Genomic DNA, 14,116 nt, shown 5'->3' on the forward strand with positions numbered 1-14,116 from the left:
GAACGACGAGTCTGTTTCACTACACGGGCCGCGGGGTATGGGTCCCTGCTTTCGCAGGGACGACCACGTTGATGGAGCAGCGCTTCGCTGGCGAAGCGCAACTTGCGGCCACGGCCTCACCCCATCTCGGCCACGACGTCCGCGAGCCGGTCGTAGGCGGGCTCGACGCCCTTGTCGATGCCGGAATTGAGATGGCCGTCACGCGCCTCCTTGGTGGGATGGCGAATGGTGGTCGTCAGCGTGGTCGTTCCGCCCTCCTCGACGAAGGTCGAGGTGACCAGATATTCGTCGCTGGTGAAGCCCGGCATCGCAAAGGTCTCGCCGAATGCCAACCGCTCCGGGCGCACCACTTCGCGATAGGTGCCGGTGAGGATGTGCTCGACGCCGTCGGACGACCGGAACACGAACCGATAGGCGCCGCCGACGCGCAGGTCGATCTCGCACACCGGCATTGTGAGCTGCTCGCAGCCGAGCCAACGCACGACGTATTCGGGCTTCGTCATGGCGTCGAACACGAAGCGCCGCGGCGCGGCGAACTGGCGCGTCATGGCGAACTCGAATTCCGACGGGGTGGTGATCCTCAGCGTCTTATCCACGCGTGCGTCCACGTTGCTTCTCCTTCTTTACTCTGACTTTACGGTTGGTGCGCGGCGGGGCCTTCGCGGCCTCCTCCGCCTTCATCTCCTCGAGCAGGCCGTCGAGGCGGTTGAAGCTCTCGTCCCAGAAGCGGCGGAAATTCCCGAGCCAGCCGTCGACCTGCTTGAACGAGGCAGGCGCGATGCGGCACGGCCGCCACTGCGCCTCGCGCCCGCGCGAGATCAACCCGGCATGCTCCAGCACCTTCAGGTGCTTTGAAATCGCCGGCAGGCTCATATCGAACGGCTTTGCCAGCTCCATCACCGAGGTCTCCCCTAACGCGAGCCGCGCCAGGATCGCGCGCCGGGTCGGATCGGCCAGCGCCGCGAAGGTCGAACTGAGGGGGTCGATCGGCATGTACTTAGCTCATCGGTTAAATAACCTTTGGGTTAAGTACGCCCGAACGGCGCCCGCGTCAACGGCCAATTTTTGGCCGCTGACGCAGGCGACGCCGCTACACCCCCTCTCCCCGCTCTTGCGGGGAGAGGGTTGGGGTGAGGGGCCGTCTCCGCGTATGCGGAGATAGCTGCATTTGCGGAGACTCCCCCTCACCCGGAACGCATCTGACGATGCGTTCCGACCTCTCCCCGCACGCGGGGCGAGGTGAAGCGAGTCCATCGCTCAATTTGAACTGACGTTCTTGTCTTTAAGTCTTGCGCGCGAAGGTGACGTGCGTGGCGTTCGGGCTCGCGACATGCGAGACGACGGCATAGCCGAACGCAGGCAGATCGAGGCCCGCGAACAGATTCTCGCCCGAGCCGAGCAGCACCGGCGACAGCGCTAGTTGCACCTCGTCGAGCAGGCGCGCTTGCAGGAACTGACGCACCAGCGAAACGCCGCCGCCGACCCGGATGTCCTTGTCCCCCGCAACAGCGCGCGCGCGCTCGAGCGCGGCATGAATGCCATCGGTCACGAAATGGAAGGTCGTGCCGCCTTCCATCTCGATGTCGGGCCGCGCGTGATGGGTCAGCACGAACACCGGCGTGTGATACGGCGGATTGTCGCCCCACCAGCCTTTCCAGGCATGATCCGGCCACGGCCCGCGGATCGGGCCGAACATGTTACGGCCCAAAATCCAGGCGCCGATATTTTCCATCGATTTGCGCGCGATCTCGTCATCGAGACCCGTGCTGCCGCCATCCTGGCCGAAAGTCTGGCGAAACGTTCGCGTCTGGAGGAACCAGCCTGGCAGCGCCATGCCACCTTCGCCGAACGGATTTTCGAGGCTCTGCCGCGACGCGGCGCCAAATCCGTCGATAGAGACCGAGAATGCCGAAGTCCTGACTTTTCCCATGATATTCCACTTCCGTAGGTTGAGGGACCTTACGGAAGACGGGCGGGAAAAACAGCACCCGACATTTGCTGCAGAAGAAACTTCGCCGCTTCTATTTGGCCGCGCACAGCACGTCGAGGGCGCCCTTCACGATCGCCTCGAGTTCCCCGCGCGGCACGCGGGCGCGGGCACGGATCGCGATGGTGTGGATGGTCGCGGAGGCAAGATGCGCCAGCGACGCGGGATCGGCACCCTCAGGCAGTTCGCCACGCTCCTTGGCATGGCGAAAGCAGATGCCGAACGCCTTGTCGAGCTCGGTCAGGCCCTCCACCACCATGGTGCGGATACCTGGATCCGACACCGCCTCGGACGCGGCCGTCATCACCGTGAAACAGCCGCGCGGGCCGGACTCGCCGGAGAGATAGATGTCGAGCGCGATGCGGTAGATGCGCTCCAGCCGCTCGCGCAGCGGCGCATCGGCGCGGAAAATATCGACCATCGCCGCGCGCGCGTCGTCGCGGTAGCGCTGGTAGCTCTTGATGTAGAGCTCGCGCTTGTCGCCGAACGCGCCATAGAGGCTCGGCCGGTTCATGCCGGTCGCAGCGCTGAGATCATCGAGCGAGGTCGCGGCAAAGCCGTCGCGGCGGAACAGATCGAGCGCCTTGCCGAGCGCGACCTCGGGCTCATAGGCGCGCGGCCGCCCGCGCCGCTTCGGCGCGACCGGCGCTCCGATTTTGGCAGCAGATGGCGGCTTCTTACTTTTTTGTACCATTTCGCATATAATTCCTTGACGCCTTCAATATTATCCATGACAGTACAAAAATCAACAACGGCCGGGACATCCGCGCCAGACCGCCCCAAGGAGGCACCAATGGACCTTTATTTCTCGCCGCTCGCCTGCTCGATGGCGACCCGCGTCGCGCTCTATGAAGCGGGCCAGCCGGCCAACTATCTCGAGGTCGATCCGAAGACCAAGCAGGTCCGCAACGACGGCTCCGACTTCAACAAGGTCAACCCGCTCGGCCTGGTGCCGACGCTGCGTACCGATGATGGCGTGGTGCTGACCGAGAACGCGGCGATCCTGCAATATGTCGCCGACCAGTTCCCGCGGGCCGGCCTCGGCACCGCGTCGAACGCCGAGCGTTCAAAGTTGCATCAGTGGCTGTGCTTCATCGGCACCGAGCTGCACAAGGGCCTGTTCCTGCCGCTGCTCGACAAGAAGGCGCCGCCGGACGCCAAGTCCTACGCGCTGGAGAAATACGTGTCGCGGCTCGACTATGTCGAGGATCACCTGAAAGGCCGCGAGTATTTGCTCGATCATTTCAGCGTCGCCGATGCCTATCTCGTCACGGTGATCAACTGGACCATGGCGACGCCGCCGATCGAGCTGGCGAAATGGCCGGCGCTGAAGGCCTATTACGAACGGCTGAGGACGCGGCCGTCGGTCGCGAAAGCGGTCGCGGAGGAATTTGAGCTCTACAAGGCCGAGATCGCGCGCCACAAGGCGGCGGCGTAAGGATTCGCAGATAGCATTTGAGGCGTGACGGCCCTGCAAGCGGGGCCGTCCATCCTTCGAGGCTCGCTCCGCTCGCACCTCAGGATGACGGGGATAGGTTGCGCGCACGGCAACTCGAGCCAAGCGGAACGATCCTTCACCGTCATGCTGAGGTGCGAGCGCAGCGAGCCTCGAAGCACGACGGCCCGGCTCGCACCTCACCTTTCGTAGCCCGGATGGAGCGCAGCGCAATCCGGGAACGATCTCGCCGCATCAGAGACCGTCCCGGATTTCGCTTCGCTCCATCCGGGCTACGAAGAGCGCATCAGAACGGCTCTTGCCCCAACCCGGGCACGTCTGCCGGACGCGGGCCCGGCGCGGGCCAGTGGAAGCGGCGGTCCTTCTCCGCAATCGCGATGTCGTTGATCGAGGCCTCGCGGCGGCGCATCAGGCCGTGCTCGTCGAACTCCCACTGCTCATTGCCGTAGGAGCGAAACCAGTTGTCGCCGGCGTCGTGCCATTCGTACTGGAAGCGCACCGCGATGCGGTTGCCGTCGAACGCCCAGAGATCCTTGATCAGGCGATACTCCCGCTCCTTTTCCCATTTGCGGGTCAGGAAGGCCACGATCGCCTCGCGCCCGGCAAACACCTCGGAGCGATTGCGCCAGCGGCTGTCCTCGGTATAGGCGCCGGCGACCCGAACCGGGTCGCGCGAATTCCAGGCATCCTCCGCCATGCGCGCTTTCTGCGCGGCGGTCTCGCGGGTGAAAGGTGGCAGCGGCGGGCGTGACATCGGCGATCCCTCGCGGTTGAAGCATGATCCGGAAAAGTGTGAAGCGGTTTTCCGAAAAGATCATGCTCGAAATGGAAAACAAACGCGATCAATCTGATCGCGCTTGGTCGCACGCAAATCTATCGTCGCGCCGCGCAGAGTCGATGGGGCGTTTCCTATCGCCCGATAGCTAGGCCAGATCGGCCTTCATCAGTGCGCGGATGGACTTCGGAATCGGCTGTGCCCGGCCCTGACTGACGAAGGCGACGCGCACCTGCGCCTTCACAAGCACGTCATCGCCACGCCTGACCTCCTGCGCGAGCATGATGGAGGCGCCCTTCACCGCGATCGGCCAGGTCACGACGTCGAGCATGTCGTCCATCCGCGCGGGCTTGAGGAAGTCCAGCGTCATCGAGCGCACCACAAAGGCGAAGCCGCCGGTCTCCTCCTGCGCCTCCTCGAACAGCGCGTTCTGCTCGGCGCCCATCAACCGGAGATGGTTGGTGCGCCCGCGCTCCATGAAGCGCAGGTAATTGGCGTGGTAAACGATGCCGGAAAAATCGGTGTCTTCGTAATAGACACGGACCTGCATATGATGTCGGCCATCGCGGATCGCGCCGTCGATATGGGGTAAGGTCAATTGCGGCCCCTCGATTGCCTTCGGATAAGCAATCGTTTTGCGCAAATTGCGCGATCACGCAAGCGCGATCAGGACACCACCGGCCCCTTTGCGCCGAGCGTGACCTGCACGATCTCGGGCGGCACGCCGAGGCGGAACGGCATGATGCTGCAGCCGAGGCCGCCGGAAACGACGACGTCGCATTTCAACTTGATGTGGCCATAGGCGAGCCGCATGCCGTGCTTCACCGGCACCGCCGGCGACCAGCCGAGCAGCCGGATCTGGCCGCCATGGGTGTGGCCGGACAGCTGCAGCGCGACGCGCGAGGGCACGCGGAGCGCGACGTCGGGCTCATGCGCGAGCAGGATCACCGGTGCGTCGTCGGTGACTTTCGCAAGTGTCGCGTTGAGATCGTCGACGCCGATACGCCGGACCTCGCGATAGCGCCGCGCCGGCAGATAGGCGAGCTGGTCGCCGAGACCGGCGAGCCAGAACGGGCGGTTATCCTTGACGAGCCGCACCGCGTCGTTCTCGTAGACCGGAATGCCGACGCGCTCCAGCGCACGGCGCGCGACGGGTGTGCCCTGCCCTAGGCGCTGCACCGTCTTGTCTTCCCAGTAATCGTGATTGCCGAGCACGGCATGCACGCCGAGGGGCGCCTTCAGGTCCTTCAGCACCGCAGCCCATTCGGAGGCCGGAATGAAGCGGGTGACGTGGCGCAGCCCGGCGACATAATCGCCGAGCAGCACGATGATGTCGGGGTTCAGCGCGTTGGTGCGCTCGACGATCTCGGCGATGCGATCGAGCGACATCCAGGGATCGCAGGCGTGAATGTCGGCGAGCGCGGCGATCTTGAGCGGAAAGTCCGCAGGCCATTGCCGCGGCGACAGATCGTAGCGCGTCAGCGTGAGGCGGACGACCGGCTCGCTCAGGCCATAGGCCGCGGTCGAGGCGGTGGCGGCGGTCAATCCGCCGGCGGTGCGCAGAAAATGTCGACGTGAGATCATGGATGTTTGATCGGTGATGCCTGATCCATGATACGCCCTTGGATTGGAGCGAAATTGGGCCGCGTTTGTGCAGACGGCCTGCAGAGACGTCGCAATGGTTAGCGGGCAAGGTTACCGCGTAGCGCGATGCGCTGCGTCAACACGTCTGTTCACGTCTTCGAGAGCGAGGAGGCTCAGTCTTCATCGCCATTGCCGCCGAACAGGCCGAATTGCGAGGGATCGCGGTTCGGCTCGGCGAGACCGAGATGGCGGAAGGCATGCGAGGTCAGGAGCCGGCCGCGCGGGGTGCGCTGCAGATAGCCGCACTGGATCAGATAGGGCTCGATGATGTCCTCGATCGCATCGCGCGGCTCCGACAGCGCCGCCGCCATGGTCTCGACGCCGACCGGTCCGCCGCCGTAGTTCAAGGCGATGGTGGTGAGATAGCGGCGGTCCATCGCGTCTAACCCGGCGCTGTCGACCTCGAGCGCGCTCAGCGCACGGTCGGCGATGCCGCGATCGATGGCATCGGCATCCGCGGCGGAAGCAAAGTCGCGCACGCGGCGCAAGAGGCGGCCGGCGATGCGCGGCGTGCCGCGGGCGCGGCGCGCGATCTCGTTGGCGCCGTCGGGGCTCATGCCGATGTTGAGCACGCGGGCGCCGCGGGTGACGATCTTCTCCAACTCTTCCTCGGTATAGAAATTGAGCCGGATCGGAATGCCGAAGCGGTCGCGCAGCGGATTGGTGAGCAGGCCTGCGCGCGTCGTCGCGCCGACCAGAGTAAATTTCGACAGCTCGATCTTCACCGAGCGCGCTGCGGGGCCTTCGCCGATGATCAAATCGAGCTGGAAATCCTCCATCGCGGGATAGAGCACTTCCTCGACCGCGGGGCTCAGGCGATGGATCTCGTCGATGAACAGCACATCGCGCTCTTCCAGGTTGGTGAGCAGCGCCGCGAGGTCGCCGGCCTTCGCGATCACGGGACCGGAGGTGGCACGGAAGCCGACACCGAGCTCGCGCGCGACGATCTGCGCCAGCGTGGTCTTGCCGAGGCCGGGGGGACCGACGAACAGCACGTGATCGAGCGCCTCGCCGCGCTTCTTCGCCGCCTCGATGAAGATCGAGAGATTCTTGCGCGCCTGGGCCTGGCCGACGAACTCCGACAGCGACTGCGGACGCAGCGCGGTGTCGCCGACATCGTCGGAGCGGCGTTCGGGCGTGACGATGCGCGAGGGCGTGTTCACTTCGACAATTCCTTCAGGCCCAGCCGGATCAGCTGCGCGGTCTCGGCCTTCTCACCGGCGCTGCGCGAGGCGGCGGCGATGGCGGCGGCGGCCTGCGGCTGGCCGTAGCCGAGATTGACCAGCGCGGAGATCGCGTCCGTCACCGGGCGCGGCGCGCGGTTGTTGTCGATCGCGCCGGACAACTGCACCACCGCGGGATCGACATCGGCAAAGCCCGGCGCCTTGTCCTTCAATTCACTGACGATGCGCTCGGCCACTTTGGGTCCGACGCCCGGCGTGCGCGCCACCGCCGCCTTGTCGCGCAGCGCGATGGCATTGGCGAGATCGGTCGGCGGCAACGTGCCGAGCACCGCCAGCGCGACCTTGGCGCCGACGCCCTGCACGGTCTGCAACAGACGAAACCACTCGCGCTCGAGATCCGAGCGGAAGCCGAACAGCTTGATCTGGTCCTCGCGGACATAGGTCTCGATCGAGAGCACGGCGGCGCCGCCCGGCTGTGGCAGCGCCTGCAACGTGCGGCTGGCGCAATGTACCTGATAGCCGACGCCGCCGACATCGAGGATCACGTAATCCTCGCCGTAGGAATCGATCAGGCCCTTGAGCTTGCCGATCATCGTATGCCCCCGCACTCGGTGCTCGTGCCCCGCACAATCGCTTTGGCCTCAGTGAGGGACGCACCAGCAGAAGGGTTCCCTCCCCCCTTGCGGGGGAAGGTTAGGGAGAGGGGTGCCGCTTGCTCGATTGCCAGACGCAGAGTGTGAACAACGCTCGCACCGCGCTCAATTGTCTCGCGCGCTTTGTTGATGCCTCGTCGCGGCATCTCATGAGCCATCGCCCGGGGCTTACCCCTCTCCCCAACCCTCCCCCGCAAGGGGGGAGGGAGCCTGACGAGCGTGCCCTCCTCACTTACGTCGATCATAGGTTCGCTACCCTGAGCCGCAGCGCGATGCTCTGGCGGTGATGGGCGTGGGTGATCGCGACCGCGAGCGCGTCGGCGGCGTCGGCGGACGGCGGCTCGGCTTTCGGCAACAGGATCTTCAGCATCACCTGGATCTGGTTCTTCTCGGCATGTCCGGCGCCGACCACGGTCTTCTTGACCTGGTTCGGCGCGTATTCGGCGACCGAGATACCGAACATTGCGGGCGCCAGCATGGCGACGCCACGGGCCTGCCCGAGCTTCAGCGTGGCAACGCCGTCCTTGTTGACGAAGGTCTGCTCGACCGCGGCCTCCGCCGGCCTGTAGTCGCCGAGCACGGCAGCAAGCCCTTCATGGATTGCGAGCAGCCGACTCGCCAGCGGTAGATCGTCCGGCGGCTCGACCGAACCGCAGGCGATATAGACCAGGCGGTTGCCCTCGGTCTCGATCACGCCCCAGCCGGTGCGGCGGAGACCCGGATCGATACCGATGATGCGGACGGGAGAGCGAATCGGCTGCGATGTCATGGGGTAGTGATACCGCCTGGGCCGGGAGAACGAAACACAAACGGAGGTTCGTCCCCTGCTCCGCGTGTCATCGCACCGTGCTCGTCATTCAGCCCCGCTCGTCATGCCCGCGAAAGCGGGGATCCATTACGCTGCGGCTTCTCGGATCAAACGTAGGTCTCTGGAATACTGGATCGCCCGATCGAGCGGGCGATGACAGCGGAGTTTTGGGCGATGAACGAGGCTCTTAGCCGCCCATCTTCGCGAGCAGCGCGTCGGACACCTCGAAATTGGCGTACACGTTCTGCACGTCGTCGTGCTCGTTGAGCAGGTCCATCAGCTTCAACAGCTTTTCGCCGGTCTCGTCGTCGACCGCGACGGTGTTCTGCGGCTTCCAGGTCAGCGCCGCCTTGCGCGGCTCGCCGAACTTCGCTTCCAGCGCCTTTGCGACCTCGCGGAAGGTGTCCTGCGAGGCGTAGACCTCGTGACCGGCCTCGCTGGAAACCACATCGTCGGCGCCGGCCTCGATCGCGGCGTCCAGCATGGCGTCGTCGGAGGCGACCTTGGCGTCGTATTCGATGATGCCGGTGTGATCGAACATGAAGGCGACCGAGCCGGTTTCGCCGAGATTGCCGCCCGACTTGGTGAAGAAGGAGCGGATGTCGGAGGCGGCGCGGTTGCGGTTGTCGGTCAGCGCCTCGACGATCACGGCGACGCCGCCAGGGCCATAGCCCTCGTAGCGGATCTCGTCATAGTTCTCGCCCTCACCGCCGATCGCCTTCTTGATGGCGCGGTCGATATTGTCCTTGGGCATGTTCTCGGCGCGGGCGGCGACCACGGCGGCGCGCAGCCGCGGGTTCATCGCCGGGTCCGGGGTGCCGAGCTTGGCCGCCACGGTGATTTCGCGGGCCAGCTTGCCGAAAAGCTTCGACTTCTGGGCATCCTGCCGGCCCTTGCGGTGCATGATGTTCTTGAATTGGGAATGGCCGGCCATGCGACGTCTCTTCGAGCGTAGGGTCTGAACAGGGGTGGAAAACGCGGCCTTATAGGCCCCTGGCGGTCAAAATCAAAGGTCGGCAGGGGCCCTCCGGCGGAGGAATACTACCGCAAGCCGGAATATGAGGCACTTGTTAACCATGACTTCATGCCCGGATGCGAGGATCACCCCGTCCCGCCGCAACTTTCCAAGACAACTACCAAGGCAACTTCCAAAAGCCCCGCAGAGCGCCCATGGCATTCGGTTTGTTTCGAAAGCAAGTGCCGGAGCCGGCCGCGCCGCAGGTTCCAACAGCGGCCGCCGCGGCTGAAGCCTCGACCGAGACTGATTCGGCCAAGGATTCGTCCAGGGAGATCCTGGAATTGCTGGAACTCGAGCTCGGCGCGATGATCCGCCAGCTCGAGCGCGCCGCAGGCTCGGTGGCCGACGGCGCCGAGGCGACGGCCGCCAAGCTCGCGACCATCCGCGCCCGCACCGACGCGCTCACCGGCCGCAGCAGCGATGCGCAGACCACCGCGACGACGTTCTCGGAGGCCGCCGACCGCTTCACCCATTCCGCCGAAGGCATCGGCGCGCAGGTGCGCAGCGCGAGCCAGCTCGCCGACGATGCCGCGGCCGCAGCGCGCGAAGCCACCGCCAATGTCGATCGCCTGCGCGAATCCTCGGCGGCGATCGGCAACGTCGTCAATCTGATCGCGCAGATCGCGCGGCAGACCACGCTGCTCGCGCTCAACTCGACCATTGAAGCTGCGCGCGCCGGCGCGGCCGGCAAGGGCTTTGCGGTGGTCGCCACCGAGGTCAAGGCGCTCGCAGTACAGACCCAGAGCGCAACCGAAGAGATCACGCGCAAGATCGAGGCGTTGCAGAAGGACGCCACCGGATCGGCGGACGCCGTCCACCGCATCTCGCAGGCGATCGAAAAGATCCGGCCGGTGTTCGAGAACGTCAACGGCGCGGTCGCCGAGCAGAACCAGATCACCGGCGAGATGGGCCAGAACGCGGCCTCCGCCTCGCACTTCATCGTCTCGGTCGGCACCAGCGCCGGCGAGATCGACTCGGCAACGCGCGAAGCTGCCGCGCATGGCGACAATGTCGCCAAGGCCGGCAAGGCGGTGACCGGCTTCGCCCAGAAACTGAAGGCGCGCTGTGCGGTGCTGCTGCGCCAGGACGAGCGCGGCGATCCGCGCAAGAACGAGCGCCTGCCCTGCAGCCTCACAATCGAGATCACGACCGCACGCGGCATGATCACCGCCCCGGTCTACGAGATCGCGATGGACGGCATCCTGATCGGCGGGCCCGATGCCGAGAGGCTGCCGACCCATGAGACCCTGACCGCGACCTTGCAGGACGTCGGCGCGTGCCGAATCAGGATCGGCGAGCGCCCCAAGGCAGGCAGCCAGGCGCGCTTCGAGGCGGCGTCCGCCGCGCTGCGCGAGAAGATCGAAGACCGGATGTGGGCGATCCATGAGGAGAACGCCGAACTCGTCACCCGCGCGATGGAGGCGGGTCGCACACTGAGCAAGCTCTTCGAGGACGGACTGGCAAGCGGCGCGATCACGATCGCTGACATGTTCGACACCGACTATGTCGAGATATCAGGCACCAACCCGGTGCAGTATCGGACCAGGATGCTGGATTGGGCGGATCGCGCACTGCCCGCCCTGCTCGAGGCGTTCCTCGCCAAGGACAAGCGCCTGGCGTTCTGTGCGACGGTCGACCGGAACGGCTATCTGCCGGTCCACAACAAGGTCTACTCGCAGCCGCAGCGGCCGGGCGACGTCGCCTACAACACCGCCAATTGCCGCAATCGCCGTATCTTCAACGATCCCGCGGGCCTCGCCGCCGCTCATAACGAGCGCGCCTATCTGGTCCAGAGCTACGCGCGCGACATGGGCAACGGCACCACCGTGATGATGCGCGAGATCGACGTGCCGATCCGCGTGCGCGGCCGGCACTGGGGCGCGTTCCGGACCGCGTACAAGCTTTAATGGTGCCGTAGCCCGGATGCAGCGAAGCGTAATCCGGGACCAATGTACCCGCGGACGAGAACCCCGAATTGCGCTGCGCTCCATCCGGGCTACGCAGTGCACGCTCAGGCAAGACCGGCGGCCCGAATCACGCTTTGAATCGGAATGGGGAATGCTGCAGCGGCGAGACGGACTGCTGTAACGGAGGAAACGCGACATGTCGGCGGCGCAGCTTGCAGTGCTGGATACGTCATCGAACCGGACACTGGCCGAACGGCTGGTCGACCAGCTCGCCGACCGCATCGGCGGTCTCGGGGTCGAGCTCGCTGATATCGCCGGCAACGTCCAGGAGGTCGCGAACCGCGTCACCAACCAGTCGGACCGGTTCCATCATCTGCAGGAGACCGCCGAGATCATGGTCTCGGCCAATCATGACATCGCCAACGCATCGCAGGCGGTGCAAACGACCGCATCCGCCGCGGTCGGCCAGATCGCCGGATCGCGCAACGTCGTCGAGACGGCGGTCAGCCATATTGCAGAGCTCGTCGCAGCGGTCGGACGGATCGAGGCGCGGCTCGCCGCGGTCGGCTCCGCGCTGAGCCAGGTCGCCAAGGTCTCCGGTTCGATCGAGGCGATCGCCAAGCAGACCAATCTGCTCGCGCTCAACGCCACGATCGAGGCCGCGCGCGCCGGCGATGCCGGCCGCGGCTTTGCCGTGGTCGCGAGCGAGGTGAAGAACCTTGCCGAGGCGACCCGCCAGGCGACCCATCAGATTTCCGACACCGTGCGCGATCTCGACGGCCAGATCGGCAGCCTGATCGGCGAGAGCAGCGACGCCTCGCTGCGCGCCAAGAGCGCCGGCGAAGGCGCCCGGCAGATCTCCGGCATCATCATGCGCGTGCAGGAGGGCTTCTCATCCGTCGGCGCCGAGATCGGCAGCGTGGCGCGCGCCGCGACCTCCAATCTCGGCCATTGCGACACCGTGATCGCGGAGCTCAACGAGCTCGCCAAGGGCGTCGACCTCTCCTCGCGCGACCTCAAGCACGCCGACGGCCGCGTCGCGAAGCTGCTCGAGCTATCCGAGAGCCTGATCGTGACGATCGCCGACAGCGGCGTCGAGACCAGCGATGCGCCGCTGATCCGCGTCGTGATCGACACCGCGAAACAGATCTCGGAGCTGTTCGAGCATGCCATCGCGCGCGGCGAGATCACGCTCGCGCAATTGATGGACGAGAATTATCGCGAGATCGCCGGCACCGATCCGAAGCAATATCTGACCGACTATGTCGGCTTCACCGACCGCGTGCTGCCTGCGATCCAGGACCCGATCCAGAAGACCGACCCGCGCATCGTGTTCTGCGTCGCCTGGGCGCGGGGCGGCTATCTGCCGACCCACAATCCGAACTACCGGCTGCCGCAGGGACCGGACCCGGTGTGGAATAACGCCAATTGCCGCAACCGCCGGCTGTTCAACGACCGCGCGGTGAGCAAGGTCGCGGCCAATACCAAGCCGTTCCTGCTGCAGACCTATCGCCGCGACATGGGCGGCGGCAATTTCGTGCTGATGAAGGACGTGTCGTCGCCGATCGTCGTCAACGGCCGCCACTGGGGCGCATTCCGGATGGGTTTTCGGCAGGGCTAGGCCGGCCCCTCGCCGGGACGGCGGGGTGTACCGCCAAAATATCGAAAACAACCCCATGCACAGTAGCCGACGGCTGCCGGCGCTCGACACTGCACTTGACACGTCGGGCAACTCAAAAGTATTTTTCCATTATTCCGAAATAGTCTCGTAGCCCGGATGGAGCGAAGCGCAATCCGATACAGCCTCTCAACTTGCGAGGGACCCCGGATTTCGCTTCGCTCCATCCGGGCTACGGGCGCTACGTCCAGAACGGCGGCACCGTTGGCTCGAGCCGCCCGCCGGCGCGCACTGGCGCAACCTTCACCGCAAGCCCGGTCGCGTCGTCGGTCTCGACCGCGACGCCGCTCAGCGTCGCAACGCCTCCGGCCGGCTCGAAACGGCCGGAGGGAATGCCGGTGAGGAAACGCTGCAGCGGCTCCTCCTTCTGCATGCCGATCACCGAATCATAGTCGCCGGTCATGCCGGCATCGCTCATATAGGCGGTGCCGCCGGGCAGCACCTGATGGTCGGCGGTCGGCACATGCGTGTGCGTGCCGACCACGAGGCTGACGCGGCCGTCGCAGAAGAAACCGACGCCCTGCTTCTCGCTGGTGGCCTCGGCATGGAAATCCAGCACGATGGCGTCACAGCCCTCGCGCAACGGGCAGGCTTCGAGCTCGCGCTCGATCGCGCTGAACGGATCGTTCGAGGACGGCTCCATGAAGACGCGGCCGATCGCGTTTATGATCAGCGCGCGCTTGCCGCTCTTGGTATCGACCAGCGTGGCGCCGCGACCCGGCGAATGGCGCGGGAAATTCAGCGGCCGGATCAGGCGTGGCGCGCGCTCGATGAAGACCAGCGCCTCCTTCTGATTCCAGGCGTGGTTGCCGAGCGTGATCGCATCGGCGCCGGCATCGAGCAGCTCCTGGTAGATCGCCTCGGTGATGCCGAAGCCGCCGGCCGCGTTCTCGCCGTTGACGACGACGAGATCGAGCGACCAGTCCTTGATCATGCCGGGAAGATGGTCTGATATGGCGGTGCGGCCGGTCCTGCCGACGACGTCACCAACGAACAGAATACGCAA

Annotated in this window: 15 protein-coding genes; 3 read left to right on the forward strand and 12 right to left on the reverse strand. The window is 65.6% G+C overall.

Annotated elements, in window-relative coordinates; all coding sequences use genetic code 11:
• Nucleotides 1-116: 116 nt before the first annotated feature.
• The 4 genes from AAFG07_RS36970 to AAFG07_RS36985 all read right to left on the reverse strand — a co-directional run bounded on the left by AAFG07_RS36970 (nt 117) and on the right by AAFG07_RS36985 (nt 2,681).
• On the reverse strand, nt 117-596 hold the full coding sequence (locus AAFG07_RS36970; RefSeq protein ID WP_342724550.1) for an SRPBCC domain-containing protein: 480 nt from the start codon (nt 594-596) through the stop codon (nt 117-119).
• The gene (locus AAFG07_RS36975) at nt 589-987 is read right to left on the reverse strand and encodes a metalloregulator ArsR/SmtB family transcription factor (RefSeq protein WP_342729352.1); all 399 of its coding nucleotides are present in this window, start codon (nt 985-987) and stop codon (nt 589-591) included. Before AAFG07_RS36975 ends, AAFG07_RS36970 begins: the two co-directional genes overlap by 8 nt.
• A 295-nt stretch (nt 988-1,282) precedes the next feature.
• Nucleotides 1,283-1,930 carry a dihydrofolate reductase family protein gene (locus AAFG07_RS36980; protein WP_342724551.1) on the reverse strand — a complete coding sequence of 216 codons (648 nt, stop codon included), beginning with the start codon at nt 1,928-1,930 and terminating at the stop codon, nt 1,283-1,285.
• A 91-nt stretch (nt 1,931-2,021) separates the two neighbouring features.
• Entirely contained in the window at nt 2,022-2,681 is a 660-nt protein-coding gene (locus AAFG07_RS36985) for a TetR/AcrR family transcriptional regulator (RefSeq protein ID WP_342724552.1), read from the reverse strand.
• A 99-nt stretch (nt 2,682-2,780) separates the two neighbouring features.
• Between AAFG07_RS36985 and AAFG07_RS36990 the strand changes: the two genes are divergently transcribed.
• Nucleotides 2,781-3,425 carry a glutathione binding-like protein gene (locus AAFG07_RS36990; protein WP_342724553.1) on the forward strand — a complete coding sequence of 215 codons (645 nt, stop codon included), beginning with the start codon at nt 2,781-2,783 and terminating at the stop codon, nt 3,423-3,425.
• A gap of 304 nt (nt 3,426-3,729) precedes the next feature.
• Here AAFG07_RS36990 and AAFG07_RS36995 read toward each other — a convergent pair whose 3' ends face one another.
• The 7 genes from AAFG07_RS36995 to AAFG07_RS37025 form a co-directional block, all read right to left on the reverse strand.
• On the reverse strand, nt 3,730-4,197 hold the full coding sequence (locus tag AAFG07_RS36995; protein WP_342724554.1) for a nuclear transport factor 2 family protein: 468 nt from the start codon (nt 4,195-4,197) through the stop codon (nt 3,730-3,732).
• Between the two features lie 169 nt (nt 4,198-4,366).
• Nucleotides 4,367-4,816, reverse strand: a complete 450-nt coding sequence (gene ybgC, locus AAFG07_RS37000) for a tol-pal system-associated acyl-CoA thioesterase (RefSeq protein ID WP_021076499.1) — start codon at nt 4,814-4,816, stop codon at nt 4,367-4,369.
• A gap of 68 nt (nt 4,817-4,884) precedes the next feature.
• A complete protein-coding gene (locus AAFG07_RS37005) occupies nt 4,885-5,802 on the reverse strand; it encodes a metallophosphoesterase (RefSeq protein WP_342724555.1) in 918 nt (305 codons plus the stop codon).
• 173 nt (nt 5,803-5,975) lie between these two features.
• Nucleotides 5,976-7,025: a Holliday junction branch migration DNA helicase RuvB gene (gene ruvB / locus AAFG07_RS37010; RefSeq protein WP_342724556.1), complete on the reverse strand. Its 1,050-nt coding sequence runs from the start codon at nt 7,023-7,025 to the stop codon at nt 5,976-5,978.
• On the reverse strand, nt 7,022-7,639 hold the full coding sequence (gene ruvA / locus AAFG07_RS37015; protein WP_342724557.1) for a Holliday junction branch migration protein RuvA: 618 nt from the start codon (nt 7,637-7,639) through the stop codon (nt 7,022-7,024). The genes ruvB and ruvA overlap by 4 nt, the downstream gene beginning before the upstream one ends.
• A gap of 301 nt (nt 7,640-7,940) precedes the next feature.
• Nucleotides 7,941-8,468 carry a crossover junction endodeoxyribonuclease RuvC gene (gene ruvC, locus AAFG07_RS37020; protein WP_342724558.1) on the reverse strand — a complete coding sequence of 176 codons (528 nt, stop codon included), beginning with the start codon at nt 8,466-8,468 and terminating at the stop codon, nt 7,941-7,943.
• Between the two features lie 226 nt (nt 8,469-8,694).
• Nucleotides 8,695-9,441 (reverse strand): YebC/PmpR family DNA-binding transcriptional regulator, encoded by a 747-nt coding sequence (locus tag AAFG07_RS37025; protein ID WP_342724559.1) that lies wholly within the window; start codon nt 9,439-9,441, stop codon nt 8,695-8,697.
• A 236-nt stretch (nt 9,442-9,677) separates the two neighbouring features.
• Here AAFG07_RS37025 and AAFG07_RS37030 point away from each other — a divergent pair, with 236 nt between their 5' ends.
• On the forward strand, nt 9,678-11,432 hold the full coding sequence (locus AAFG07_RS37030) for a methyl-accepting chemotaxis protein (RefSeq protein ID WP_342724560.1): 1,755 nt from the start codon (nt 9,678-9,680) through the stop codon (nt 11,430-11,432).
• 196 nt (nt 11,433-11,628) lie between these two features.
• Nucleotides 11,629-13,053 carry a methyl-accepting chemotaxis protein gene (locus AAFG07_RS37035; protein WP_342724561.1) on the forward strand — a complete coding sequence of 475 codons (1,425 nt, stop codon included), beginning with the start codon at nt 11,629-11,631 and terminating at the stop codon, nt 13,051-13,053.
• 238 nt (nt 13,054-13,291) lie between these two features.
• Here AAFG07_RS37035 and AAFG07_RS37040 read toward each other — a convergent pair whose 3' ends face one another.
• Nucleotides 13,292-14,116 carry a TIGR00282 family metallophosphoesterase gene (locus tag AAFG07_RS37040; RefSeq protein ID WP_342724562.1) on the reverse strand — a complete coding sequence of 275 codons (825 nt, stop codon included), beginning with the start codon at nt 14,114-14,116 and terminating at the stop codon, nt 13,292-13,294.

Source organism: Bradyrhizobium sp. B097, from assembly GCF_038957035.1.
GTDB lineage: Bacteria > Pseudomonadota > Alphaproteobacteria > Rhizobiales > Xanthobacteraceae > Bradyrhizobium.

Coding starts and splice junctions, on each gene's coding strand:
- AAFG07_RS36980 (WP_342724551.1), bottom strand. CDS start 1,930: ATGGGAAAAGTCAGGACTTCGGCATTCTCGGTCTCTATCGACGGATTT.
- AAFG07_RS36985 (WP_342724552.1), bottom strand. CDS start 2,681: ATGGTACAAAAAAGTAAGAAGCCGCCATCTGCTGCCAAAATCGGAGCG.
- AAFG07_RS36990 (WP_342724553.1), top strand. CDS start 2,781: ATGGACCTTTATTTCTCGCCGCTCGCCTGCTCGATGGCGACCCGCGTC.
- AAFG07_RS36995 (WP_342724554.1), bottom strand. CDS start 4,197: ATGTCACGCCCGCCGCTGCCACCTTTCACCCGCGAGACCGCCGCGCAG.
- AAFG07_RS37005 (WP_342724555.1), bottom strand. CDS start 5,802: ATGATCTCACGTCGACATTTTCTGCGCACCGCCGGCGGATTGACCGCC.
- ruvA (WP_342724557.1), bottom strand. CDS start 7,639: ATGATCGGCAAGCTCAAGGGCCTGATCGATTCCTACGGCGAGGATTAC.
- ruvC (WP_342724558.1), bottom strand. CDS start 8,468: ATGACATCGCAGCCGATTCGCTCTCCCGTCCGCATCATCGGTATCGAT.
- AAFG07_RS37025 (WP_342724559.1), bottom strand. CDS start 9,441: ATGGCCGGCCATTCCCAATTCAAGAACATCATGCACCGCAAGGGCCGG.
- AAFG07_RS37030 (WP_342724560.1), top strand. CDS start 9,678: ATGGCATTCGGTTTGTTTCGAAAGCAAGTGCCGGAGCCGGCCGCGCCG.
- AAFG07_RS37035 (WP_342724561.1), top strand. CDS start 11,629: ATGTCGGCGGCGCAGCTTGCAGTGCTGGATACGTCATCGAACCGGACA.